Here is a 24,263-nt window from a genome sequence, read left to right on the forward strand (position 1 = left end):
GGAGCCCACTAAGCCGACCACAACCGCCCGAGCGGCTTGACAGCATCATTGAGACTCCTTTTGCCCGGCCCGCAGGCGGGTCGTTCGCAGTCATCGGGTCTGCCCCGTCGCCGGGTCCATTCGGAGGGCGCGTCCGGCGCGATGGCCGGTGGGTTTGCCTGCGTCCAGGGCGAATTCGCCGTTGACGAGGACATACGGGATGCCGTGCGCCTGTTGCTTCGGCTCCTCGAAGGTCGCGGTGTCGATCACCGTGGCCGGGTCGAACAGGATCAGGTCGGCGGCGTAGCCGGGGCGGATCAGGCCGCGGTCGGGTAGGCGCAGACGCTCGGCGGGGCGGCCGGTGCAGTGGTGGACGCAGTCCTCGAGGTCGAGGATGCCGAGTTCGCGGGTGTAGTGGCCGAGGTAGCGGGGGAAGGTGCCCCAGGCGCGGGGGTGGGGGCGGGCGGGGGCGAGGAGGCCGTCGGTGCCGCCCATATGGCGGGAGTGGCGCATGATGGCGCGCACGTTCTCCTCGTGGCCGACGTGCTGAAGGATGCTGGTGGCCAACTGATCTCGGGTCAGCAGGTCGAAGAACACCTCGACCGAGGGCCGGTTCTCGGTGGCCGAGATCTCGGCGACGGTGCGGCCGACGTACTGCTCGAGGTCGGGGTTGGCGACGCCGCTGATCTGGATGGTCTCCCATTCCACGGTGACGCCGTGGCAGCCGTCGGAGCCATTGACGTTGACGTCCTCGATGATTCGCGCCCGCGCATCGGGGTCGGTGAGCCGCGCGAGCGCGGCATCCGGACCGCCGCTCATCGCCCAACTGGGCAGCAGCGCCGAGAGCGTGGTGGAACCGGGCAGGTACGGATAGGTGTCGAGGGTGATGTCGCAGCCGTCGGCCAGGGCCGCGTCGATCAGGGCGAGGAATTCCGGTGCACGCCCGCGATTCTCGCCGAAGTTCATGGTGGCGTGGGTGAGGTGCAGGGCTACGCCGGTGCGGCGGGCCAGCTCGATCATCTCGGCGTAGGCGTCCAGCGCCCCCGCCCCGTAGGAGCGGGTGTGCGGGGCGTAGAAGCCGCCGAACTCGGCGACCACCTCGCACAGCGACGCGAGTTCCGAAGTGTCGGCGTACATTCCGGGCGTGTAGGTGAGCCCGCTGGACATACCCACCGCGCCCTCGGTCAGGGCCTGGCGCAGGATCAGCCGCATGTGCTGGATCTCCGCCGAGGTCGCGGCCCGCTTCTCGGTGCCGACAACCATCAGCCGCAGCGTGCCCTGCGGCACCAGGTAGGCGGCGTTCGGGGTGATCCCGGAGGCGTCGAGGCGGTCCAGGTACTGCGCGACGGTGCGCCAATCGAAGTCGAGGTCGGCGGGATTGCCGTTCCACCCGGCGATCTGGCGGCGCACGATAGCCAGCGCGGCATCGTCGATGGGCGCATAGGACAGCCCATCCTGCCCGATCACCTCGGTGGTGATGCCCTGGCTCAGCTTCGGAAAATGCTCCGGATGCGTCAGCAGATGCAGATCGGAATGGGCGTGCATGTCGATGAATCCCGGTGCCAGCACCAGGTTCTCGCCCTCGTCGAGAATCCGGTCCGCCCCGGCCACCGTCCCCGGTGCGGCGATCTCCACGATGCGCCCGCCGTCGACCACCACATCGGCACGGAACCGTTCGGCTCCGCTGCCGTCGATCACATCGATATCGCGAATCAGTAAGTCGGCCATGATATCCCGCTCAGAAATAGGTGAGCAGGAAGTCCACGACCCGCGGCCGCTCGGCCCCGGCATCGTCGATCACCGGAATCAGCCGCCACTTGTCGAACGCGGTGCACGGATGCGAAAGCCCCAGCCGCACCACGCTTCCCACCGGCACATCGGCCGCCGAACCGCCGGGCAACCGCAGGAAGGTGTGCTGATCGTTCAGCGCCGACACGTTCGCATGCACCGGCAGCGCTGTGCTTGCCGGTCCCGCCATTCGCTGCGGGACCGGCAACCCCTCATCGAACGGAAGATCACGCTTACCTGCATCGAGCAGCGCGAGTTCCGTTTCCGGGCGGGACACACACCGTGCCCATCCGTGCATGGCCGACCGCAACGGACGCTCGGAGCGCCCGGCAGCCAGCGGGGAGATACCGGAATAGAAGCCGTCGTCATGAACCAGATACGCCCCGGACCGCAACACCACGGCCGTCGGAACCCCGTGTCCGCCACTCTCATCCGCAAGTCCGGCCAGCCGCTCCACCACCAGGTCGGGGTAGGCGCTACCGCCCGCGGTCACGATCGCCGGACGTCCGGCAGGGCCGGTGAACTCGTCGTAGCGTCCGGCGGACGCGAGTTCTTGGTGCAGGATCGCGATCTCGTCGAGGTAATGCCGAACGGCGGCAAGACCTTCGGGGGTGCGGTCGTGGGCGAGAGCGCCCTCGTAGCCGCCGACTCCGGCCAGGCGTAGGCGCGGGGACTTGTCGACCGCGTCGGCGACCTCGTGGGCGGCGGCCAGACCGCGTGCGCCGGTGCGGCCGTGCGGGCCACCGAGTTCCACGATGACGTTCAGTCGCACGCTGTCGGGCGCGGACTCCAGGTGGCGTTCCATCTCACGCACCGAGTCGACGCCGTCGACCCAGCTGTAGAGCTCGAAGTTCGGGTCGGCGGCTATTTCGGCTGCGGCCCAACGTAATCCGGCGGGATCCAGCAGCGCGTTGGCGAGCATGATGCGATTCAGGCCGAGCGAGCGGCCGATCTGCACCTGCCAGCCGGTGGCGAGGGTGATGCCCCAGGATCCGGCGTCCAGCTGCTCTTTCCACAGCTGCGGGGACATGGAGGTCTTGCCGTGGGGAGCCAGCTGCACGCCGGCGGCGCGAGCCCAGTCCGCCATGACCGCACGGTTGGCGTCGAGCGCGGAGCGGTCCATGGTCAGCACGGGCGTCTGGAGCTCGTCCAGGTGCGGGGCGGTGGCCAGATAATCACGCACGGTCAGTCCCCATGCCGCGGGCGGCAGCGATTTGTGCTGCGGACCCAGCACCAGATCCTGAACTCCCTCGCTGGGGGCTGCGACGACGTTGTCGGCGGCCACGACGCTCCTTCCGGTCATAGCTCCAAGCCATTGCATAATTTGCAACGCTTGTTGCACATCGTGTTTCTGGTGGTTAGTCTGCACGTAATGTCCGAAAGCCGCAACCATTCGAAGGAGATTGGTGTGATCCAGCCGACTGCCCGGGCCGTCACCGTCGGCGAGGGTCTCGCGGTGCTCATCGCGGCACCCGGGCCGCTCGAGGACTCCCCCGCCTTCGAGCGGGGCGCGGGCGGCGCGGAAGCGAATGTCGCGTGCGTGCTGAGTCAGCTGGGTGTGCCGACCGGATGGCTGTCGCGGGTCGGGGATGACGGCTTCGGCCGGTATCTGGTCCGGCATCTCACCGAGCGCGGCGTGAACACCTCCGCCGTCACCGTCGACGAGACCCGGCCGACCGCGGTGTACGTGAAGGAACGCGGCAGCGGCTCGGATCGCCAACACGACCTGGCGGCCGGGGCCAGCCGAATGCTGTACTACCGCACCGGTTCCGCAGCGAGCGCGCTGTCACCGGCGGATCTGAGCGCCGCGGGCACCCTGCTCGAGCACGCCGAACTGGTCCACTTCACCGGCATCACCACCGCGCTGTCGCCTTCGGCGACCGAGCTCACCGATGCCTTGGTCGCACTCCCCCGCCGCGGTCGGTTGATCAGCTTCGATCTCAATTACCGTCCCGCCCTGTGGGCCCGGCGCGACGAGTCCGCCGCCGACATCCTGGCCCGCCACATCGCCGGCAGCGACGTGGTCTTCCTGGGCGCGGACGAGGCCGAGGAGGTCTTCGGCATCGGCGACGCCGACCGTCTACGCGCCGCCTTCCCGCAGCCTCGGCATCTGATCGTCAAGAACGACAAGCATTCCGTGACCGGGTTCCTCGGCGCGGACCGCCTGGAGGTCCCGGCACTCACGCTGGAGGTGACCGAACGTATCGGCGCCGGTGACGCTTTCGCGGGCGGTTATCTCGCCGCGTTGCTGCACGGCCGCCCCCACGAGCAGTTGCTGCGCTTCGGCCACCTGTGCGCGGCCGCCGCGCTCACCGGCACCGGTGACATCGCCGAACTGCCCCCGTTGTCCGCGCTCGAATCCCTGGCCGCGGCAACCCCGTCCGAGTGGGCGGCCCTGCATTACCGCCCGGGCCTGCTTCTCCCCGAGAATGTGGCCTCATGAGTCAGAGTCTCCAGCGCGCACTTACCCTCCTCGTCGAACTGGGTGAGGAGCCGAAATCCCTGGACCAGTTGGCGACTCGGCTCGGCGTGCACAAGTCCACCGTGCTGCGGCTGCTGCAGACCATGGAGGCCGACCGCTTCGTCACCCACGACAGCGAACACCGGTATCGGCTCGGGACCAGGCTGTTCGAACTGGCCAACCGGTCCTTGGAGGGCCGCGACGTGCGCACGATCGCGCGCCCGCACCTGGCCGCGCTGAACGCCGACACCGGGCAGACCGTGCACCTGGCCACCTACGAATCCGGCGAGGCCGTCTACATCGACAAGCTCGACGCCACCCACAGCGTGCGCATGTACTCGCGCATCGGCCGCCCGGCTGCGCTGCACTGCACGGCCGTCGGCAAGGTGCTGGTGTCGGCGCTGCCTCGGACGCAGTGGGCCGCCATCGCCGCGGGCCTCGACTATCGCGCCTACACCGACAAGACCATCCGCACCCCGGAGCAGTACCTGCGGGAACTCGAACTCGTTGCGGCCCAAGGCTTTGCCGAGGACCACGAGGAGCACGAGAGCTTCATCAACTGCGTGGCCGTCCCGATCCACGACGGCACCGGCGCGACCGTCGCCGCGCTGTCGGTGTCGGTGCCGGACATGCTGCTCGACCACGACCAGGTCCTCGGACTGCTGCCGCGCGTGCGCGACACCGCCGAGGCCGTATCCACCGAGCTCGGCTGGAGTCCGAGCCCCGAGAAGTGAAAGGCCGACCATGAGCCAGAAGATCGCCATCCGCACCGACAATGCCCCCGCCCCCGCGCACACCTTCTCCCAGGGCGTGCGCAAGGGACCGTTCCTCCAGGTCTCCGGTCAGGGCCCCGTCGACCCGGCGACCAGCGAGTACCTCTACCCGGGAGACGTTGCGGCCCAGACCATCCGGACCCTGGAGAACGTGAAGGCCATCGTCGAGGCGGGCGGGGCGAGCTTCGACGACGTGGTGATGCTGCGCGTCTACCTCACCAAGCGCGAGGACTTCGCCATCATGAACGAGGCGTACGGCAAGTTCGTGAACGAGCACACCACCGGCGAGGTCCTCCCCAGCCGCACAACGGTTTTCACCGGCCTGCCGCGTGAAGAGATGCTCGTCGAGATCGACGGCATCGCCATCGTCGACTAGTCGATCCCGATGTGCTGATGGTCGGTGCGGATGCGACCGTCCTCGTCCAGCGCGAGGACGTCCATCCCACCGCCGACCACGGTCCCGTCGGTGGTCACCATGGACCAACTGAAGGCGATGACCTGCTTCAGCAGCACCGTCACCTCCCCGCGCTGAACGAACCGGGTCTCGCCCGATTCCACGAACATCTCGTAGGCCCGCGCCACGCGGCGTTCCAGAGCGTGATGTCCGCGCACTTCCAACGGCGGAATCGGAAAGCTGATGCGGGTCGCGGCATCTCGCATATCCTCCGGCGGATCCACCAGGATCTGCGCGCCGTCCTCGGCCCACAATTCCTGAATCAGCTTGCGGCGCAACGCCGGATCGGATTCGTTCCATTGAGCGAGGTAGCGATCGGCAAGTTCGTCGATGTTCGTCATGCCGATGAGTCTGCGCGGATTCGAGGCGCGCAGCGATTCCCCGCAGGGAATGAAACAGGGCCACCCGCAGTTCGAGCGGGTGGCCCTGTTTCAGGTTTCGGGCTACTTCCCGGCCAGCACCGCGAGCACCGGCTCGGACAGGAAGAACGGCTCCAGCCGCTGGCGAATCAGCTTGGCCAGCACGCCATTACGCTTGGCGGCCTCCACCACGGCCGGGCCGTAGCGCAGGATCTCCTCGGCGAGGACGTCCTCGGACAGCCCGAGCTCGGGCAGCAGGCCGGCGAGGGTGTGGTCGCCATACTTCTCGAAGAAGACCTCGACGCCCTGGTCCACCAGCACGCCGACATATTCCTTGTTGCGGGTCGTCACCGCGATCCGGTGGATGATCACCGCGAGATCGATCAGATCCTGCTGGGACAGGTATTCCTTGAGGCCGCTGACCGGCTCACCGGCGTGCAGGTCCCAGAATTCCATGGCGGCGTCGTGCACGGGCGCGTCCCGCAGCATCTCACGGATGGCGTTGTTGGTCCGCTTGAGCGCGAATTGCGCACCCTTACCGGCCATTTCGCCGATGAAGCTGCCGCCCGCCTTCTCGGCGGCCTTGCGCGCGGACTTGGCGGCATTGGTGCCCATCGAGACCAGCGAGCCGACGCCGGGAATCTTTCCCGCGATCTGCTTGTTGGTCTCCATGAAATCGTCGACCAGCTTGTCCACGAACTTGGCGGCCACGGTCGCGATCAGGGGGCTCTCGGTGAGCCGTTCCAGGATGCGTTCCTGGGCCTGGTGCATGCCGAAGATCTTCTCCAGCAGCTGTTCCACCGGCTCGCGATCGACGACGTCACCGAGGGTGTAGTCGTTGTTCCCGGCGATGTCCTGGTACAGGTGACCGGCCACCGCGGGGACCATTTCGCCCAGCACGGGGCTGCCGCCGATCAAGTTGATCACATTGGCGACGGTCTGCTTGGCCTGGTCGATCTCGACCACGTCGCGGAAGATGATGGTGTCTGCGACACCGACCACGTCTTTCACGTCGCGGGCGATCACTTCGGCGAAGCGGTCACCACTGACCTCGGCGACAATGAAGTCGACCTGCAGATCCAGCAGCTTCTCGGCGATTTCGCGCGGTTCGGTCAAGGTTCCACCCAATCAAGTTCGAGGCGGACCGTCCGGAATCACTCGGAATCGTTGCCGTGCATCGATTTTCGAATCTGATCCAGACGTTCCCGCGCGGCCTTGGCCCGCGCTTCCCACTGTTCGTCGACGCTGCGACCCATCGGTGTCTGACGATCGAGTTCGCCCATCCCCTGCGATGTGCCGTAGCGCTGCTCGACCTTATCGCGAACTGACTCGAAAGTAGGGACACCGGTGTTCGTATACCCGCCGATCTCCGGCCCGGTAGGGATACCCGCAGGCGGTACCGGTATCGGCGTGATCACCGGACCGGCTCCCACCTGCTCCAATGCGTCGACCGTCTCAGACTGCGAATAGCTGTCGACCGGCAGCGTGTCAGGAGTCACATCGATCACATCCGGGGCATGACCGAGGGTCGCCGCCAGCGACTGCGCCACCGCGTGCAAGGCGGCCAGACCTGCCCGTCCGTCGGTGGCAGCCTCCACCACGGCGGCCAATTCGGCGTCCGGCAGCTGCGCCAACAAGGCCACAAGTTCCTTGGCATCGCTCATGCGTTCCAGGCTACGCATTCGGGCCGGCATTGCGCGGACAGTCGGAAGCGGCGTACGGTAGGGGCGTCGCAATCCCGTGGACGTAGGTCGAGCAAGTCCCTCCCACGCGGTTTACTACCTCTGGCACAGCCTCCCTCCCGAGCACGGTTCCGCGGTAACGCCGTATCGGCCCGCATACCCGCTCGGATTCACCGGCGGTTTCACCACCGCCCTCGGCCGCTTCCGGCCACCCCAAACATTCACTCCCGGTGCACAAGTCACCAGAATCTCTCTTTAGGAGAACCCATCATGACAACCATCGATCCCACGCCGCGCGTTCAACCCGCAGCGGCCCGAGAACTCGAACACATCCAAACTCTGTCGCCCGCAACGGGACTCCTGGATATGCACGGCCAAACAGCGGTGCTGCGTACCAGCGGCTACCTGCCCGGTCCCCGTGACATCCATGTCCCGCCCCGCCTGATCCGCCTGCACGACCTACGCCGCGGCGACCTCGTCACCGGTCTGGCGGACCCGAATCCCAAGAGTGGCAAGCACGCTCCCCTGGTCCGCGTCGATACCGTAAACGGCCATCCGGTCGCCGACCTGCCGAAGCGCCCGAAGTTCCAGGACCTGACCCCCATTCACCCCAATGAGCGCCTGCGCCTGGAAACCGAGCCCAACAAGCTCACCGCCCGCGTCACCGATCTGATCATGCCGATCGGCAAGGGCCAGCGCGCGTTGGTCGTGGCACCGCCGAAGGCGGGTAAAACCTCTGTGCTGCAAGCGATCGCACGCGGTATCGCGGCCAACCATCCCGAGGTGCACCTCATGCTGGTGCTGGTCGGCGAACGTCCTGAAGAGGTCACCGACCTCTCGCGTGGGGTGCCGGCCGAGGTCATCGCCGCCACCTTCGACCACTCCCCCGCCGAGCAGACCGCGCTGGCCGAACTGGCCATCGAACGCGCGCAGCGCCTGGCCGAGGAGGGCCGCGACGTCGTCGTGCTGCTCGACTCGCTGACCCGGCTCGCCCGCGCCTACAACATGACCGGCCACGCCTCGGGCCGAATCCTTTCCGGCGGAATGGATTCCCAGGCTCTACTGCCGCCGAAGCGTTTCCTGGGCGCAGCCCGCAACTTCGAGGACGGCGGTTCACTGACCGTGATCGCCAGTGCGCTCGTCGAAACCGGTTCGCTCGCCGACACCGTCATCTTCGAGGAGTACAAGGGCACCGGCAATGCCGAGCTCAAGCTCGACCGTGGCCTGGCCGGGCGGCACATCTATCCCGCCGTGGACATCTCGAAGTCCAGTACCCGCCGCGACGATCTGCTCTTCGACCCGGCCGAGCGCCAGGCCGTGAACCTGCTCCGCCGCACCCTGGCCGACATGGATGATCAGCGCGCCCTCGACCTGCTGCTCGACGGCCTGCGCAAGACCGGCAGCAATGCCGAGTTCCTGCTCAACATCACCCGGAAGTGAGCCGCTTGGGCGGCAATACGCCCGCAGCCCATTTGGCCACGGTCTCCGCCCAACCCGGGAACCCGATGAGATCGTTGTGCATCCCACCCGGATAGATCACCAACTCCTTGGGTTCCGGTGCGGCCGCGAACAATTCCCGCCCCATCGCCACCGGCAGTAGCTCGTCATTGTCGCCGTGCATGATCAGCAGCGGACACCGCAGCCGCCGAATCCGCCGCAGGCTCGGATACGCGTTGGGCACGAACACCTTCGGCAGCATCGGATACACCGCGACCGCCGCGTCGCGCAGCCCGGTGAAGGTCGACATGAGCAGCAAAGCGGCAGGTGGGAACGCGGTCGCCAGCTCCAGCATCACGCCGCCGCCGAGCGACTTGCCCAGGTACAGCACCCGGTTCGGATCCACCCCCGGCTGCGCGAGCAGCGCGTCACGCGCCGCCCGAACATCCCGGTAGGTGCCCTGCTCACTGGTCCGGCCGGAGCTGCGACCGTATCCGCGGTAGTCGAAAACCAGCACGTCGAATCCGACCGCCGCCAGCATGGCCAGCATCGGCGAGCGGTCACCGATATTCCCGCCGTTCCCGTGCGCGAACAGGATGTGCCCCAGCGGTTCCCCATTGGCCCGCACGAACCACGCGTTCACGCTCTCGCCGTCCGAGGTGGTCAGCGACAGATCCTGGTAGGCGACCCCGAACATCTCGGGCGTGGCCACGATCGACCGATCGCCCGGCTGATAGGTCAGCGCATTCAGAATCGGGTCAGCCGGATGCCACATAGTCCTTTCTTACCCCACCCGCTCCCGAATCCCCCGCCGCATGGCTAAAGCACCGACCGCCGACCCGACCATGCAGGCCCCGACCACCCACAAACCGGCCTTCTGTGTGCCCGTCCAGTCCTTCAGCCAGCCCGTCACATAGGGCGCGGCGAATCCACTGATATTGCCGATCGAATTGATCAGGGCGATTCCGCCCGCTGCGGCGGCACCGGACAGGAAGGTGCTCGGCAGGGCCCAGAATGTCGGCAGGGCCGCGAGGACTCCGACCGCGCAGACGGTGACCGCGACCATGGCGCTGAACGGATTACCCAGGTAGAGGGTCACCGGAATCGCCAGGCCGCCGACCAGCGCGGGCAACGCCACATGCCACACCCGCTCACCGGTGCGGTCGCCGTGGCGGCTCCACCAGACCATCACCACCGCGCCGATCACGTACGGCACCGCGTTGATCAGGCCGCGTTGGATCACCGAATAGTGCGTACCGTACTGCTGTTGGAAACCGTTGATGATGGTCGGCAGGAAGAAGCCGAGTGCGTACAGGCCGTACACGATGCCGCCGTAGACCAGGGCGAGACCGAGAATCCGCGGATGCGTCAACGCCTTCCGCACGGTCCAGCGCTCCTCGGCTGATCGCTGCTCATCCTCGGCGGCGAGTTCCGCTGCCAGCCACTGCCGTTCGGCCGGTTCCAGCCAGGTCGCCTGCTCGGGGCTATCGGTGAGATAGAACCAGGTGACAACCGCCAGCACGAGCGACGGCACACCCTCCACCAGGAACATGAAGCGCCAGCCGCTGAGCCCGAAAACGCCGTCGCCCCACTGCAATAGGAGACTCGACAGAGTTGCACCCAGCGCGGTGGAGATCGGCACGGCCGTCATGAACAGCGCGACTATCCGCGCGCGGTGGCGCTGTGGGAACCAGTACGTCAGATAAAGCAGAATGCCCGGGAAGAATCCCGCCTCCGCGACGCCGAGCAGGAATCGCAGCACGATCAGCGTGGTGCCGTTCGGTACGAATGCCATGGCCGACGCGATCACGCCCCAGGTCACCAGGATTCGCGCGATCCACCGGCGCGCGCCGAACCGGTGCAGCGCGAGGTTACTCGGGACTTCTAGGACCAGATAGCCCAGAAAGAAGATGCCCGAGGCGAATCCGAATGCTGTTTCACTCAGGCCGAGAGCGGACTTCATTCCATTGGGCCCGGCGAATCCGATGTTGACCCGGTCCAGGTAATTGACGAAGTACAACAGGCCGAGGAAAGGGACCAACCGAACGGTCACCTTGCGCAGGGTTGTACGAGACACATCAACAGACTCCACCCGGGCATTCTGCTTCATACCCACCCGCAGAGCTTTTAGAAACACCAGAAATTCTGAAAGTGCTTATATCACAACGTAATTCGGCTTCCACAGTGATCATGTGAGCGGTAGAATTAGAACATGGATTCGAAGGGAGTGACACTCGACAACTGCGGCATCGCCGGACTGGCGGCCGCGGTGGACTCCCTGACGGAAACCCTCGCTCACGCTTCGATGAACCAGTTCGCCGACGCCGATGTGGTGGCGTTGATGCAGCAGCTGGAGACCTGCAAGCGCAAGCTGTCGGCGTTGGATTCGAAGCTGATCGTCGAGGCGTCGGATCGTTCGCTGCCCGAGACTTCCGGTGCGGGCAAGCTGATTCCGTTCCTGCGCCACACGCTGGGCTTGTCGGCGCATGATGCGTCGGTGCGGGTGAAGATCACCCGCCAGTGCGGGGAGTTCACCGAACCGACCGGACACCTCCGCCCGGCCGCGCTGGAGGCGACCGCCGAAGCCCTTGAAGCGGGCGATATCTCGCGTGATCATGCCCGCAACATCGTCGACATCATGACCCATCTGCCCTCCGACATTGCCACCGGAGCACGCGCGGAGGCCGAGGCCTTGTTGGTCGAGAAGTCTTGTGCGGGTCTGTTTCCCGACGACCTGCCCAAGATCGGCCGCGAGATCATGGCCCGCGTCGACCCCGACGGCACCGTCTTCAACGACGCCGACCGTCGCCGCCGTCGCGGCATCGTGCTGGGCCGTCCCGGCGTGGACGGCATGAGCTGGATCGAAGGCTGGCTCACCCCGGAACTGCGTGCGTGCATGGATGCGGCGCTGGCCAAGTTCGCGCGCCCTGGCATGTGCAATATCGAAGATCCCGAAAGCCCTGCCGCCACTGGCGCGGTCATCGAATCGACCGTGCTCGAAGCGGCTGCGCGTCGCGATCGCCGCGATGTGGGGCAGCGCAACCACGACGCCCTGCTCGCCCTGCTGCAGCCCGGAGTCGACTTCGCCAAGCTCGGCACCCACCGTGGCCTGCCCGTCGGTGTGCTGTTCACCATCGACGTCGCCGACATGGAGCGCGGCACCGGCATCGCCACCACCGCCACCGGCGGGCACGTCTCCATCAACGAAGCACTCAAGATGGCCGCCGGAACCAAGCCCTACATCGCCGTCCTCGACACCGACGGCATCCCGCTCTACCTCGGGCGCGGCCCCCGCCTCGCCACCCCCGGACAGCGCATCGCACTGGTTGCCCGCGACAAAGGCTGCACGCATCCGGATTGCGATGCGCCACCATCGATGTGCGCGGTGCACCACGTGAATGATTGGGCCAAGAACGGGCCTACCGATCTCACCAACTTGACCTTGGTGTGCGATCACCACCACGCACTCGTCAACGACAGCCCCCAGGGTTGGAAAACCGTGATGCTCGGCAAGGATTCACCCCATCGCGGCCGCGTGGGCTGGATCGCGCCCACAATGATCGATCCCTCGGGCACGGTGCGCGTCAACGACAAACATCACGTCGGGCCGCTGGTCGCCACTAGCATCGCCGCACGCTGCCGGGAGTGGGGTTCCCGCGCGGCCTGAACCCGGGCCGCTCGTGCGTCCCGGGCGTGCGCAGGGCAAACGACGAAGTGGGGGCACGCCGCCTGCCCTACCGCGCCTGGGCTGACGCCGAGCCGGGAGCCGCACCCGCCGATCCCAGCCCACGGACCGCACGCATCACCTTCAAAGACAAACCAAAACAACACAACAACGACAAAAGACCCCCAACCGGCCTCCCTCCCCCTCCACCCCACCCTCCTCACCGTCGAGTGGCACATCCTGGAGGGCTGTGGGCGATTTGTCCTCCAGGATGTGCCACTCGACGAAGAACCCCGAGACGACGAGCCTCCCGGACGGTGAGGCAGCTGGTACCGCCACCCGGCCAACCCAACCCAGCCACCTCCTATCTCCTCCTCCTGGCCGCTTTTGTCTTTTCTTCTTTAGATCTTTTCGAACACCATCTCGGCCCGATCTCGAACCCGATACATCTCCCACGCGGCCTCCGCGAGCACATCGGGATCCAAAGTGCGGCCCTCGATTTCACCGAATACGGCAGTGTTCGCACTTGCCATCACATGCAGATCCCCCCGCTCGATCAGCCCGCCGATCGTGAGTGTCCCTGCGTAAACTCCGGTTTCAGCCAGACCGGCATTCAACGTGACCGCATAGTTCCGCAGAGCCGCGGACGATAGCGCCATCGCCCCCAGCATGGGCATCGGCCGCACGCTCGACAATCCACCGGCGATCAGGATGCCGCCACTCCCCCGATCACGCATGCCGGGCAACACCGAATCGACGGCATTGACCGCGGGCCACACCCACTCGAACACGGATTGTGCTGCGGCCACATCCATTTCGGTGATCGGTGCAGCACGGGTCATGGTGGGCATGGGTCCGTAGTAGACGAGTTCGATATCGCCCGCAGCGGCGATTTCGTCCAGAACGCTGCGTAGGCGCTCCGCGTCGGTGACGTCCGCCGTATAGGCATGCGCGTCGATGCCGTTCGCTGCCAACTCCGCGAGGTAGTCGCCATGCCGCGTCGCGCTGCGCGAGATGAGCGCGACCCGGAACCCTTCCCTACCGAATCGGTGGGCCATCGACATGCCCAAGCCTGGCCCGACTCCGATGATCACGGCGGTACGTGTGCTGGTCACAAGCCTTCTCCTTAAATCGAGGGGGTCCTCACCTTCGCCACGGTAGCACTAAAATGAGGGAGCCCTCGACTTAGTTATGATGGGAGCCATGACCAAGCCGATGCGCCGCGACGGCGTCCGCAACCGGGAGCGCCTGCTCGCGGAAGCCGCCGATGTGCTGGCCACCCGTGGGCTCAACGGCTCGCTCGAGGAGATCGCTCGCCGCGCGGGGGTCAGCATCGGAACGCTGTACAAGCACTTCCCCACGCGCGCGGATCTCGTCGAAGCCTTGCTGACCCCGCACATCACCGCTCTCGACGACGTCGCCGCCAAGGCGTTGGCCAATCCCGACCCCTGGTCCGGCCTCACCGGATTCCTCGAGGATATGGTCGGACGCTTCACGGCCGACCGCGCCCTGCTGGAAGCCTTCACCGGTGACAATGCCGCTGCAGCAGCCCTGGAACAGACATGTGCCCGAGGCATGACTCACATCGCCGCCATCACCGACCGCGCCCGCCGCTCCGGTCAGTTGCGCGCGGACGCCGCCGACGCCGACATTGCCAACCTCATGTGGGCACTGGCCCTGCTCGGCGAGAACGCCGGCACCGAGGCATGGCAGCGCGCCATGATGCTCGTCCTCGACGGGCTGAAACCCCGTCCGGTCGACTGACATTCGCCCGGATACGACAAAGGCGGGCCCCGATCCAAGATCGGAGCCCGCCTTCGACAGAGCCGAAAAACTCAGCCGCGCAACACGGCTCCCACGGCCTCGGCCGCCTTGGCCACGGCCGCATCGCGAGCCGCGCTCGCCTCGTCCTCGGTCAAGGTGCGGTCGACCGCACGGAAACGCAGTGCGTAGGTGAGGGACTTGCGGCCCTCACCGGCCTGCGCGCCCTCGTAGACATCGAACAGCGAGATGGTTTCGAGCAGTTCGCCCGCACCGGTGCTGAGAGCGGCCTCCACGGCGGTCGCGGGGACCGACTTCTCGACGCTCAACGAAACGTCCTGCAGCACCGCCGGGAACGCGGAAATCACCGGGGTGGGCCGGACTTCACGGACCGGGAGCGCATCCAGATCGAGCTCGACGGCACAGGTGCGCGGGGGCAGGCCCGAGCGCTCCAGCACCGCGGGATGCAGTTCGCCGGCGTGGCCGACGACCACACCGTCCACGAGCAGCTCGGCGCAACGGCCGGGATGCCACGGAAGGTGCTGTGCGGCACGGCGTTCGATCACCAGACCGGCGGCCTCGGCGATCGCGTCCACCAGGGCGAACGCGTCGCTCGCCTCGACCGCACGACCCGCGCCCCACGGACCGCGCGGCTCGCGCTTGCCGGTGAGGACCGCGCCGATGTGAATCGGCTGCAGCGGCAGCGACTTCAGCAGCACATCGATCTCGGCCTCGGTGGGACGGCGGTCGACGGGCAGCGGCTGGACGGCCACGGTCGAGTCGGTCGGCAGGGTGACCTGGCCGATGCCGTAGATCGCGAGATCGCGCTCGCCGCGGGAGATATTGCGGGCGGCGATCTCGAACAGGCCGGGCAGCAACGTCGACGACAGCTCGGCGCGCTCGACATCGAGCGGGTTGAGCACGCGCAGTGTCTTGCGACGCGCGTCGTCGGCGGCCAGGCCCCAGGTGTCGAAGACGCCGCCGGGCATGAAGACCGGGGCGGGCACCTCGACGCAACCCTCGAACGCGAGCGCCTTGCTCACCGCGCGGCGGCGACGCTGCTCGGCGGTCAGGCCGCGACCGGCGGGCGCGGTGGGCAGCACCGACGGGATCTTGTCCAGACCCTCCAGGCGCAGCACCTCCTCGACCAGGTCGGCGGGCTGAGTCAGGTCGGGCCGCCAACTCGGCGGGGTGACCACCAGCTGACCGTGCCCGGCCTCGCTGACGCCCACCTCGATCGAGCAGCCCACCTGCTGCAGGCGGCGGGTGGCCGCGCCCGGCGCGTAGTGGACGCCCGCGGTGCGGTCGGCCAGGTCGATGTTCATGGCGATCGGCTGCACGGCGGGGGTCGGCACGCGGACGTCGGTCAGCACGGATTCGACCGTGCCACCGGCGATCTCGGCCAGCAGGGTGGCGGCGCGATCCAGGGCGGCGATGTTCAGCTCGGGATCCACGACCCGCTCGAAACGGCGGCTGGCCTCGGAACCGAGCTTGTGGCGGCGGGCGGTGCGCGCCACGGCCACCGGGTTCCAGGTGGCGGCCTCGAGCAGGATGTCGGTGGAGGCGTCGGACACCTCCGTGCTCGCGCCGCCCATGATGCCGGCCAGCGAGATGACGCCGCTGTTGTCGGCGATCACCACGTCCTCGGCGTCGAGGGTGCGCTCGGTTTCGTCGAGGGTACGCAGGGTTTCGCCCTTGTTCGCGCGGCGCACCACGAAACCGCCCTGCACCTTGGCGGCGTCGAAGGCGTGCAGCGGCTGGCCGAGCTCGAGCATCACGTAGTTGGTGACGTCGACAGCCGGGGAGATCGGGCGGACACCCGACAGCAGCAGGCGACGCTGCAACCACCACGGGCTCATGGCCTTCGGGTCGATCCCGGTCACCCGGCGCACCGCGAAACGCGTGCACAGCGACTCGGGTTCGAGCTTCACCGACCAGGCTTCGGCCTCGTCGTCCGGCAGCAGCCGCACGGCCGGATCGCCGAACTCCAGGTCGAAGCCGCAGGCCAGTTCGCGGGCCAGGCCACGCGCAGAGAAGGCGTACCCGCGGTCGGGTGTGATGGCCAGTTCGATGACCGTATCGCCCAGGCCCAGCAGCTCATTGGCGTCCGCACCCGGCTCGGCCGTACCCGGCTCCAGCACCAGGATGCCGCTGTGGTCCTTGCCGATGCCCAGCTCGGCGACCGAGCAGATCATGCCGTTGCTGGTGTGCCCGTAGGTCTTCCGCGACGCGATCTGGAAACCGCCGGGCAGCACACCGCCCGGCAGCACCACGACGACCAGGTCACCGACGGCGAAGTTCCGTGCGCCGCAGACGATCTCCTGCAGTTCCGGATTGCCGACGTCGACCTTGCAGAAGCGGATCGGCTTCTTGAACTCGGTCAGCTCGGTGATCTCGGCGACCCGGCCGACGACCAGCGGGTGCTCGATGTCACCGCCGATGGCCTCGAGCGGATCGACCTCTTCGACTTCCAGACCGACCCGGACGAACCCCGCGTCGAGTTCCTCGGCCGTCACCGACCACCCGGGGGTGGTCCGCTGCAGGATGTCTGTCAGCCAGGACTGCGCTACTCGCACTTGACGTTTCGCTTCCTTGTATCGGGGGTCAGGTCAGGACTGGATGCCGAACGGCACCGTGAAGCGCACATCGCCCTCGACGATGTCGCGCATATCCGGCAGGCCGTTGCGGAACTGCAGGGTCCGCTCCAGACCCATGCCGAACGCGAAGCCGCTGTACACCGCCGGGTCGATACCGCTGGCGATGAGCACCTTCGGGTTCACCATGCCGCAGCCGCCCCACTCGACCCAGCCGGGGCCGCCCTTCTTGTCCTCGAACCACACGTCCACCTCGGCGGACGGTTCGGTGAAGGGGAAGAAGCTGGGGCGCATACGGGTAGTCGTGTTCGGGCCGAACAGCGCCCGCGCGAAACCGTCCAGGGTGCCCTTGAGGTGCGCCATGGTCAGGCCCTTGTCGATGGCCAGGCCCTCGATCTGCGAGAACACCGGGGTGTGGGTGGCGTCCAGCTCGTCGGTGCGGAACGTGCGGCCCGGGCACACCACGTAGATCGGCAGTTCGCGAGACAGCATGGAGCGCACCTGAACCGGGGAGGTGTGCGTGCGCAGCACCTGCCGCGAACCCTCCGGCGCGATGTGGAAGGTGTCCTGCATGGTGCGGGCGGGATGGTCCGGCAGGAAGTTCAGGGCGTCGAAGTTGAAGTGCTCGGTCTCGACCTCGGGGCCCTCGGCGACCTCCCAGCCCATGGCCACGAACACGTCCGCGACGCGCTCCGACAGCACCGAGATCGGGTGTCGCGCACCGGCGGCGTGGCGGCGGGCGGGCAGGGTGACGTCGATGGTCTCCGCGACCAGGACCGCCGCATCGCGCTCGGCGAGCAGTTCGGCCTGGCGGGTTTCGAAGGCGCTCGACACCCGGCCGCGCGCTACGTTCACGCGCTTACCGGCCTCGGCCTTCTCTTCCTTGGCGAGGGTGCCCAGCGAACGCTGCGCCAGCGAGATCGGCGACTTGCCGCCCATGTACTCGGTCTTGGCGGCCGCCAGCTCGTCCAGGGTGGCGGCCGAGGCGAACGCCTTCTCAGCAGCTTCCGCGGCGGCGGAGAGCGATTCCTCGCTCAGCGCAGCGTTCTGCTCGGCACTGTTGTCATCGGCCACGATGGTTCGTCACTCCCCATACTGGTTACGAGTCGGCGGGTCTGTTTGCCAGGATCGGCCCACCCATTCTTGCTGGTGGCATCGTAATCCTTGTAATCAGCCCACCTCACCTGGATTTCCCCAGCTCCGGCCCGCCCTGCCGGTGTGGCGGAGGCCACGGCGGTGGTACGAATGAACCGTGAAGTCCCGGCCGCTGACCCTCATCGACGACACCGACCACCTCACCGAATACGGGTCGGCGATGGCCCGCATGCAGGAGATGTGGGAGCAACGCGTCGCCGACGAGCGCCCCGACACCCTGTGGCTGCTCACCCACGAACAAACCTTCACCATCGGCCGCCGCACCCCCGAGGCCCACCTCCCCGCCCCCGACACCGACATCCCGGTGTTCACCACCAACCGCGGCGGCCAACTCACTTTCCACGGCCCCGGACAGCTGGTCGGCTACCTGATCGTCCGCCTGCAACCCGGCGAAGGCGTCGTCGACCTCATCCGCGACGTGGAGAACCGAATCGTCAACGCGCTGGCCGATTTCGGCATCCCGGCCGAACGCCGCGTCACCCCGCCCGGCTCCGAACTCCTGACCGGCGTCTGGACCCGCGACACCGGCCGCAAGATCACCTCGATCGGCATGCGCGTGGGGCGCAATGTGTCGACCCACGGCTTCGCCCTCAACGTCACCGGTGATCTGTCGCCGTGGAAGCTCGCCGTCGCCTGCGGCCTGCCCGATGTCGATATGACCTCGCTCGAACGCGAACTCGACGGCAAACCCGCTCCCGCCATGGCCGAGGTGGTCACCACGGTCGCGAAAGCCTTCGAAGCCACACCGACGATCGCCTGAACACCGGAAAGCCCCGTGCCCCTGCCGGATCAATCCGGAAGGGGCACGGGGCTTTTCGTACCTCTCGCTCAGTGAGGGGCGACCAGGATGCCGTCGGCGAGGCTGTCCGCCGTGGCCTTGCGGCCGGGAAGCAGGAGCGAGAACAGGGCGCCGACCGCGACCACGGCTGCGCCGACCTTGACCGCGGGGATGAGGCCGTCGACGTAGTCCTGCGGCGTCATGTAAGAGCCGCGGGAGGCGAAGACCGAGGCCAGGACTGCGACACCCAGGGCGACGCCGACCTCGCGGATGGTGTTGTTGGCGCCCGAGGCCATGCCCTGATCGGCCGGGGCCGTGCGGGCCATGACCGCGGTGGCGGTGGGGGCGAAGGTCAGGCCCATGCCGATGCCGCCGAGGATGAACGGGAGCACGAAGGAGCTGTAGTCGGAGTGGACGCCGGTTGCCAGCGCCATCCAGAACAGGGCGATCGACAGCAGCACCTGGCCGACACCGATGAGGGTGCGGGCGCCGACGCGGTCGACGATCAGACCGGAGAGCGGGGCGACGACCATGGGGGCCATGGTCCACGGCAGGGTGCGGACGCCGGCGGCCAGCGGCGAATAGCCTTGCACCACCTGGAAGTACTGGGCGAGCAGGAAGATCGAGCCGAACACGCCCAGTGAGAAGGTCAGCGTCACCACGTTGATGACGTAGCCGCGGCGGGCGAACAGGCGCAGCGGCAGCATCGGGTCGGCGACCCGGCGCTCCCAGAGCACGAACACCAGCAGCAGGATCGCGCCACCGATCAGGCCGGTCAGCACCTTGGCCGAGGTCCAGCCGTCACCGGCGCCGTGGATGACGCCCCACACCACCGCGAGCACGCCACCGGCCGACAGCACCAGGCCGACGAGATCCAATTTCCGTGCGCCACCGAAAGATTCGTTGAGGACGCGGGCCGCGAACGGGACCGCGAAGATGCCGATCGGCACGTTGATCCAGAAGATCCACTGCCAGTTGATGCCCTCCACGACGGCACCGCCGACCACCGGTCCGAGCGCGACGCCGAGCCCGGAAATACCGCCCCAGATACCGATGGCGGCGCTGCGCATCTTCTCCGGCACGGCCGCCGACAACAGTGTCAGCGACAGCGGCATCACTGCCGCCCCACCGAAGCCTTGTGCCGCACGGGCGGCGATGAGCATCCACGGTTCGGTGGCCAGCGCGCAGGCCGCCGAGCCGAGGGTGAACAGGGCGATCCCGGCCAGGTACAGCCGCCGCCGACCCAGCCGGTCACCGAGTGCGGCCGCGGTGAGCAGCAGCGAGGCGAAGGCGAGGGTGTAGGCGTTGACGAACCACTGCAGATCCGACAGCGAGGCGTGCAGCTCGGTGCGGATCACCGGGAGAGCGTTGGTCACGACCAGGTTGTCGAGCGTGACCATGAACGTCGGAATGCCGATCGCAGCGAGGATCGCGGCCAGCGGACGCTGACGGGCACCGTCGACGACTTTGTCGGTGAGAGTCGAGGTTTCGAGTGTTTCAGTCATGTCCAAGTCCTTGTTGTAATCGACTGATAACTAGAAGAGTATGCATCGACTGATAACATGTCAATGGCAAGCACGAATCCCCCGCTGACGAGGAGGTCGGAGGATGACCAGGACCCGGATGACCGCAGGTGAACGCAGCGAAGAGGTGCTGCTCGCGGCCGTCGCCGCCTTCGCCGAATCCGGTTACGCCGCAACCAAGACCGATGACATCGCACGCCGCGCGGGCGTCTCGCAGCCGTACGTGATCCGGTTGTTCGGCACCAAGCAGCAGCTGTTTCTGGCCGTGCTGAGCCGCGTCTGCGATCGCATCGAGGACATCTTCCGCAATGCCGCCGAGCAGTTCACCCCCGACACGACCCCCGAACAGCGCCTGGACCTGCTGGGTCCGAGCTTCGTCGACTTCCTGGTGGAACCCGATCTGCCGCGCGTCTTCCTGCAAGGCATGGCGGCCGCCTCCGAACCCGCCATCGGCGACTGCATTCGCGAGCGCTTCGGCAAGATCTATCTACTACTGCGCGAGCTCACCGAAGCGAACCCCGAGGCGCTGCGCGGCTTCATGGGTAAGGGCATGCTGCTCATCGACCTCACGGTCATGCGGCTGGTCGGGCCCGATGCCATCCGACCACCCTGGGCCGACGAACTCCTCGCCGACATTCGCGGCGAGGAATACTGAATTCAGCTGCGCGCGGGCACTTCCGGCTCCGACTCGGCATCGGCCTCGATGATGTCCTCGGTCGGCTCGGGTAGCCGCCGCGCCAGTACCTCGCCGCGGAAGAACGGCGGCATGCGGCGGGCCAGCGTCAGATAGATCGGGATACCGATCAGGAGGGTGCCCACACCGAGCACGAAGACCGCGCTGAACCACGAGGTCACCGCGGTCCAGCCCGCCGCGAAAAGCAGCGCCAGCCCGCCCAGCGTCGGCAGGATGCCCTTGATCACGAGAGCCCTTGGGTTGCCCGCGAATTCGTGCCGGTACAGCCACGCGCAGCTGAGGCCGGTGAGCCCGTAGTACACGCCGATGGAGATGCCGATGGCCGTCACCGCCTCGGCGATCAGACGGCCGCCGGAAGCGAAGTTCAAGCCCACGTACAGCGCCACCGAGACTCCGCCGAATACCCAGGTCGAGAACACCGGGGTACGGAAGCGCGGATCGATGCGGCCGAACGCCGCGGGCAGCGCGTGATGCAGCGCCATCGAATACGTGGTGCGCGCGGTCGGCAGAATCGTGGTCTGGGTGGAGGCCGCGGCCGAGGTGAGCACCATGCCGAACAGCAGATACACCGCCGCCGTACCGATCCAGCTGTCACCGAACACGGCCCGCCCGAGCGCGCCGAGCACATCGTCGACGTGATCCGGATTGGCCAGGCCCATACCGTCTTTGCCGGTCCCCGCGAACGCCTGCGCGGCCACGGTCACCAGCAGATACAGCGCCACCAAGGTAATCGTGGACAGCACCGCGGAGCGTCCCGGCGTGTGCCGCGGATCCACCGTCTCCTGGTTCACCGACACGGCCGAGTCCCAGCCCCAGTAGATGAACACCATCAGTAGCAGCGCGGTCACGAAGTCGGAGAACGAGCCGATGGCGAAGGGGTTGAACCACTCCCAACTCGGCAGGCTCGACCCGGCCGGCCCGTTCCCGAGCAGCACCCGCCCCAATGCGACCGCCGAGAACACCACCAGCATGCCGAATTCCACGCTCAGCAGCACCGACTGCAGCCGCGCCGACACATCGATGCCGCGCACCGCGACGATGGTCATGAGAATCAGATAGGCAATACCCAGCAACAGCACCCAGATGCTGGTCCCGTCCGCTCCGATGCCGTGCGCACCGAACAGGTGGAAGGTGTACTGCGAGCTGATCTGCGCCAGGCTCGCCATCACCAACAGATCCGACACCACGATGGCCCACCCCGCCATCCACCCGGTGAACGGACCGAACGCGCGCGTCGCCCACACGAACGTGGTACCCGGATCCGGTTCCACCGCATTGAGATCCCGGTATCCGATGGCCACCAGCAGCATCGGCACGAACGCCAGCAGCACGATGATCGGCGACTGCGCCCCGACGGCCACCACGACCAATCCGAGCGTGGCGGTAATGCTGTACGCCGGCCCCGCCGACGCCACCCCGATCACCACACTGGAGACCAGGGACAGCGCACCGGACCGCAGAGTGCTGGGCGATGTCACGTCACGAAAGAATACGGGCAAATCAACAGCACACCGAATCGGCCCGGCTCGGTCACTTCGAGTGCTGGACCCGCGAACTCGCGTAGAGGCAAATGGCCGCCGCAGCAGCCAGATTCAGGCTTTCGGCGCGGCCGTGGATGGGGATCCGGATGCGGTGGGTGGCGCGGGCGGCGATGGCTTTGTCCAGGCCGTGCGCCTCGTTGCCGAACAGCCAAGCGACCGGGCCGCTCAGGATCTCGTCGGCATCATCCAGATCGACCTCGCCCTTGGCGGTGGTGGCGAGGATCGCGATGCCCGCCGCTTCCAGCGCGTCCAGGGTCGCGTCGATGTCTCGGGAGCGCGCCACCGGCACATGGAAAAGGCTTCCCGCGCAGGCGCGTACGCATTTGCCGTTGTGCGGGTCGACCGAATCACCGGCCAGCACGACGCCGTCCGCGCCGACGGCGTCGGCCACTCGGATGAGCGTGCCCGCATTGCCCGGATCCGCGATCTCGACGGGCACGGCCAGCATGCGCGGCCCGGAGTCGAGGACCTCGCGCAGCGGAACATCCACGTGGCGGCACACCGCGATCAGCCCCGGCGGCGTCACCGTCTCCCCGAGCATTTCCGCCGCCCGATCGCTGACCAGCGTGGTCCGCACCCCCTGCGCGGCCGCGCCCGCGACCAGCGCGTGCTCGCGCTCGGCCGCCCTGGAGGAGTAGAACAGCTCCTCGACACGGTCCGTATCGAGCGCGGCTCCCACCGAATTCGCGCCCTCGGCGAGGAACAGCCCGGTTTTGCGCCGCACCGGACTGCGATGCAGCTTGACGGCCGCAACGATCCGGGAATTGCGCCAGTCGATGACGTCAGCGCTCATGACCACCTGTTCCTCGTGCCGGTCGGAAAATGCCGAACGACCCGCGGGTGGTGCTCGGAGAGCACGTCCACGGGTCGTTCGAGTATTGCTTTGTCACGCAGACCGAATCAGGCGGCCGGGGCGTTGACGTCGGCCGGGAGGGCGGCCTTGGCGGCGGCGACCAGCTGGGCGAAGGCCTCGGCGTCGGAGACGGCGAGCTCGGCCAGGATCTTGCGGTCAACCTCGATGCCGGCGGCCTTGAGGCCCTGCATGAAGCGGTTGTAGGTCATGTCGTTCAGACGCGCGGCGGCGTTGATACGAGTGATCCACAGCTGACGGAAGTCACCCTTCCGCGCCCGGCGGTCCCGGTAGGCGTAGGTGAGCGAGTGCAGCTGCTGTTCCTTGGCCTTGCGGTACAGGCGCGACCGCTGACCGCGGTAGCCCTTCGAGGCCTCGAGAACGGAACGGCGCTTCTTCTGAGCGTTCACAGCCCTTTTGACGCGTGCCACTTTTCAGTCCTTGATCGTTTGGGGGCGCTGGATCCTCGCGTGGATCCGGTTTCTGCGCCCGGAGGTTGGTGTCGGTTCAGGCGTTCCGCGAACGGATCGCGAATGCTGCTAGCTCAGAGACCGAGCAGCTTCTTGACGCGAGCGACGTCCGCCTTGGCGACGACCTCCACGCCGTCCAGACGACGAGTCCGGGTGGAAGGCTTGTGCTCGAGCAGGTGGCGACGGTTCGCCTGCTGACGCAGCAGCTTGCCCGAGCCGGACACCTTGAATCGCTTCGAGGCACCACTGTGCTTCTTCATCTTCGGCATGGATTCCTCAATCTGTCTCATACCGGAGGCA

23 protein-coding genes are annotated in these 24,263 nt (G+C 67.2%); 8 read left to right on the top strand and 15 right to left on the bottom strand.

Annotated features, from left to right (window positions below; genetic code table 11):
• Positions 1-90: 90 nt before the first annotated feature.
• Together ACYVN4_RS36210 and ACYVN4_RS36215 are read right to left on the bottom strand one after the other, a co-directional pair.
• Positions 91-1,707, bottom strand: coding sequence for an N-acyl-D-amino-acid deacylase family protein (locus ACYVN4_RS36210; RefSeq protein WP_460727204.1), 1,617 nt, complete (start codon positions 1,705-1,707; stop codon positions 91-93).
• 10 nt (positions 1,708-1,717) lie between these two features.
• A complete protein-coding gene (locus ACYVN4_RS36215) occupies positions 1,718-3,070 on the bottom strand; it encodes a type III PLP-dependent enzyme domain-containing protein (RefSeq protein ID WP_460727206.1) in 1,353 nt (450 codons plus the stop codon).
• A 105-nt stretch (positions 3,071-3,175) separates the two neighbouring features.
• Between ACYVN4_RS36215 and ACYVN4_RS36220 the strand changes: the two genes are divergently transcribed.
• Genes ACYVN4_RS36220 through ACYVN4_RS36230 form a run of 3 tightly spaced genes read left to right on the top strand, consistent with a single transcriptional unit; the run spans position 3,176 to position 5,377 of the window.
• Positions 3,176-4,210 carry a sugar kinase gene (locus ACYVN4_RS36220; RefSeq protein WP_460727208.1) on the top strand — a complete coding sequence of 345 codons (1,035 nt, stop codon included), beginning with the start codon at positions 3,176-3,178 and terminating at the stop codon, positions 4,208-4,210.
• Complete coding sequence (locus ACYVN4_RS36225) at positions 4,207-4,962, top strand: IclR family transcriptional regulator (RefSeq protein ID WP_460727210.1); 756 nt, start codon at positions 4,207-4,209, stop codon at positions 4,960-4,962. The genes ACYVN4_RS36220 and ACYVN4_RS36225 overlap by 4 nt, the downstream gene beginning before the upstream one ends.
• A 10-nt stretch (positions 4,963-4,972) precedes the next feature.
• Positions 4,973-5,377, top strand: a complete 405-nt coding sequence (locus tag ACYVN4_RS36230; protein WP_379367232.1) for a RidA family protein — start codon at positions 4,973-4,975, stop codon at positions 5,375-5,377.
• On the opposite strand, the gene ACYVN4_RS36235 is transcribed toward ACYVN4_RS36230, so the two are convergent.
• From ACYVN4_RS36235 to ACYVN4_RS36245, 3 genes are all read right to left on the bottom strand, one after another.
• Entirely contained in the window at positions 5,374-5,796 is a 423-nt protein-coding gene (locus tag ACYVN4_RS36235; RefSeq protein WP_460727212.1) for a hypothetical protein, read from the bottom strand. The two genes, ACYVN4_RS36230 and ACYVN4_RS36235, sit on opposite strands and share 4 nt — an antisense overlap.
• 102 nt (positions 5,797-5,898) lie before the next feature.
• A complete protein-coding gene (locus ACYVN4_RS36240) occupies positions 5,899-6,930 on the bottom strand; it encodes a hypothetical protein (RefSeq protein WP_460727214.1) in 1,032 nt (343 codons plus the stop codon).
• Between the two features lie 38 nt (positions 6,931-6,968).
• On the bottom strand, positions 6,969-7,478 hold the full coding sequence (locus tag ACYVN4_RS36245) for a PspA/IM30 family protein (protein WP_460727216.1): 510 nt from the start codon (positions 7,476-7,478) through the stop codon (positions 6,969-6,971).
• A 288-nt stretch (positions 7,479-7,766) separates the two neighbouring features.
• Here ACYVN4_RS36245 and rho point away from each other — a divergent pair, with 288 nt between their 5' ends.
• The gene (gene rho / locus ACYVN4_RS36250; RefSeq protein WP_460727218.1) at positions 7,767-8,936 is read left to right on the top strand and encodes a transcription termination factor Rho; all 1,170 of its coding nucleotides are present in this window, start codon (positions 7,767-7,769) and stop codon (positions 8,934-8,936) included.
• Here rho and ACYVN4_RS36255 read toward each other — a convergent pair.
• Positions 8,923-9,708 carry an alpha/beta hydrolase gene (locus ACYVN4_RS36255; RefSeq protein ID WP_460727220.1) on the bottom strand — a complete coding sequence of 262 codons (786 nt, stop codon included), beginning with the start codon at positions 9,706-9,708 and terminating at the stop codon, positions 8,923-8,925. The genes rho and ACYVN4_RS36255 overlap by 14 nt on opposite strands.
• A gap of 9 nt (positions 9,709-9,717) precedes the next feature.
• A complete protein-coding gene (locus ACYVN4_RS36260) occupies positions 9,718-11,043 on the bottom strand; it encodes an MFS transporter (RefSeq protein WP_460727910.1) in 1,326 nt (441 codons plus the stop codon).
• Between the two features lie 102 nt (positions 11,044-11,145).
• On the opposite strand from ACYVN4_RS36260, the gene ACYVN4_RS36265 reads away from it, so the two are divergent.
• Positions 11,146-12,600, top strand: coding sequence for an HNH endonuclease signature motif containing protein (locus ACYVN4_RS36265; RefSeq protein WP_460727222.1), 1,455 nt, complete (start codon positions 11,146-11,148; stop codon positions 12,598-12,600).
• Positions 12,601-12,998: 398 nt separating this feature from the next.
• Here the strand turns inward: ACYVN4_RS36265 and ACYVN4_RS36270 are convergent, their stop codons facing one another.
• Entirely contained in the window at positions 12,999-13,712 is a 714-nt protein-coding gene (locus tag ACYVN4_RS36270) for an SDR family NAD(P)-dependent oxidoreductase (protein WP_460727224.1), read from the bottom strand.
• 88 nt (positions 13,713-13,800) lie between these two features.
• On the opposite strand from ACYVN4_RS36270, the gene ACYVN4_RS36275 reads away from it, so the two are divergent.
• Positions 13,801-14,361 (top strand): TetR/AcrR family transcriptional regulator, encoded by a 561-nt coding sequence (locus ACYVN4_RS36275; protein ID WP_460727226.1) that lies wholly within the window; start codon positions 13,801-13,803, stop codon positions 14,359-14,361.
• Positions 14,362-14,432: 71 nt separating this feature from the next.
• Here the strand turns inward: ACYVN4_RS36275 and pheT are convergent, their stop codons facing one another.
• Positions 14,433-16,934 (bottom strand): phenylalanine--tRNA ligase subunit beta, encoded by a 2,502-nt coding sequence (pheT, locus tag ACYVN4_RS36280; RefSeq protein WP_460727228.1) that lies wholly within the window; start codon positions 16,932-16,934, stop codon positions 14,433-14,435.
• Positions 16,935-16,967: 33 nt separating this feature from the next.
• Entirely contained in the window at positions 16,968-18,026 is a 1,059-nt protein-coding gene (pheS, locus tag ACYVN4_RS36285; RefSeq protein ID WP_460727230.1) for a phenylalanine--tRNA ligase subunit alpha, read from the bottom strand.
• 178 nt (positions 18,027-18,204) lie between these two features.
• On the opposite strand from pheS, the gene lipB reads away from it, so the two are divergent.
• Entirely contained in the window at positions 18,205-18,867 is a 663-nt protein-coding gene (lipB, locus tag ACYVN4_RS36290) for a lipoyl(octanoyl) transferase LipB (protein ID WP_460727232.1), read from the top strand.
• A gap of 68 nt (positions 18,868-18,935) precedes the next feature.
• On the opposite strand, the gene ACYVN4_RS36295 is transcribed toward lipB, so the two are convergent.
• Entirely contained in the window at positions 18,936-20,390 is a 1,455-nt protein-coding gene (locus ACYVN4_RS36295; protein ID WP_460727234.1) for an MFS transporter, read from the bottom strand.
• A gap of 103 nt (positions 20,391-20,493) precedes the next feature.
• On the opposite strand from ACYVN4_RS36295, the gene ACYVN4_RS36300 reads away from it, so the two are divergent.
• Positions 20,494-21,063: a TetR/AcrR family transcriptional regulator gene (locus tag ACYVN4_RS36300; RefSeq protein ID WP_460727236.1), complete on the top strand. Its 570-nt coding sequence runs from the start codon at positions 20,494-20,496 to the stop codon at positions 21,061-21,063.
• A gap of 2 nt (positions 21,064-21,065) precedes the next feature.
• Here ACYVN4_RS36300 and ACYVN4_RS36305 read toward each other — a convergent pair whose 3' ends face one another.
• From ACYVN4_RS36305 to rpmI, 4 genes are all read right to left on the bottom strand, one after another.
• Positions 21,066-22,580 (bottom strand): APC family permease, encoded by a 1,515-nt coding sequence (locus ACYVN4_RS36305; protein ID WP_460727238.1) that lies wholly within the window; start codon positions 22,578-22,580, stop codon positions 21,066-21,068.
• 52 nt (positions 22,581-22,632) lie between these two features.
• On the bottom strand, positions 22,633-23,436 hold the full coding sequence (locus tag ACYVN4_RS36310; RefSeq protein WP_379365686.1) for a TrmH family RNA methyltransferase: 804 nt from the start codon (positions 23,434-23,436) through the stop codon (positions 22,633-22,635).
• Positions 23,437-23,543: 107 nt separating this feature from the next.
• Positions 23,544-23,924 carry a 50S ribosomal protein L20 gene (gene rplT / locus ACYVN4_RS36315; protein WP_040807291.1) on the bottom strand — a complete coding sequence of 127 codons (381 nt, stop codon included), beginning with the start codon at positions 23,922-23,924 and terminating at the stop codon, positions 23,544-23,546.
• 113 nt (positions 23,925-24,037) lie between these two features.
• On the bottom strand, positions 24,038-24,232 hold the full coding sequence (gene rpmI / locus ACYVN4_RS36320; RefSeq protein ID WP_379365688.1) for a 50S ribosomal protein L35: 195 nt from the start codon (positions 24,230-24,232) through the stop codon (positions 24,038-24,040).
• Between the last annotated feature and the right edge of the window lie 31 nt (positions 24,233-24,263).

This window comes from Nocardia heshunensis, from assembly GCF_054782115.1.

Coding starts and splice junctions, on each gene's coding strand:
- ACYVN4_RS36245 (WP_460727216.1), bottom strand. CDS start 7,478: ATGAGCGATGCCAAGGAACTTGTGGCCTTGTTGGCGCAGCTGCCGGAC.
- ACYVN4_RS36235 (WP_460727212.1), bottom strand. CDS start 5,796: ATGACGAACATCGACGAACTTGCCGATCGCTACCTCGCTCAATGGAAC.
- rpmI (WP_379365688.1), bottom strand. CDS start 24,232: ATGCCGAAGATGAAGAAGCACAGTGGTGCCTCGAAGCGATTCAAGGTG.
- ACYVN4_RS36225 (WP_460727210.1), top strand. CDS start 4,207: ATGAGTCAGAGTCTCCAGCGCGCACTTACCCTCCTCGTCGAACTGGGT.
- ACYVN4_RS36295 (WP_460727234.1), bottom strand. CDS start 20,390: ATGACTGAAACACTCGAAACCTCGACTCTCACCGACAAAGTCGTCGAC.
- ACYVN4_RS36275 (WP_460727226.1), top strand. CDS start 13,801: ATGACCAAGCCGATGCGCCGCGACGGCGTCCGCAACCGGGAGCGCCTG.
- ACYVN4_RS36260 (WP_460727910.1), bottom strand. CDS start 11,043: ATGAAGCAGAATGCCCGGGTGGAGTCTGTTGATGTGTCTCGTACAACC.
- ACYVN4_RS36310 (WP_379365686.1), bottom strand. CDS start 23,436: ATGAGCGCTGACGTCATCGACTGGCGCAATTCCCGGATCGTTGCGGCC.
- ACYVN4_RS36300 (WP_460727236.1), top strand. CDS start 20,494: ATGACCAGGACCCGGATGACCGCAGGTGAACGCAGCGAAGAGGTGCTG.
- ACYVN4_RS36210 (WP_460727204.1), bottom strand. CDS start 1,707: ATGGCCGACTTACTGATTCGCGATATCGATGTGATCGACGGCAGCGGA.
- rho (WP_460727218.1), top strand. CDS start 7,767: ATGACAACCATCGATCCCACGCCGCGCGTTCAACCCGCAGCGGCCCGA.
- ACYVN4_RS36265 (WP_460727222.1), top strand. CDS start 11,146: ATGGATTCGAAGGGAGTGACACTCGACAACTGCGGCATCGCCGGACTG.
- ACYVN4_RS36255 (WP_460727220.1), bottom strand. CDS start 9,708: ATGTGGCATCCGGCTGACCCGATTCTGAATGCGCTGACCTATCAGCCG.
- ACYVN4_RS36215 (WP_460727206.1), bottom strand. CDS start 3,070: ATGACCGGAAGGAGCGTCGTGGCCGCCGACAACGTCGTCGCAGCCCCC.
- ACYVN4_RS36230 (WP_379367232.1), top strand. CDS start 4,973: ATGAGCCAGAAGATCGCCATCCGCACCGACAATGCCCCCGCCCCCGCG.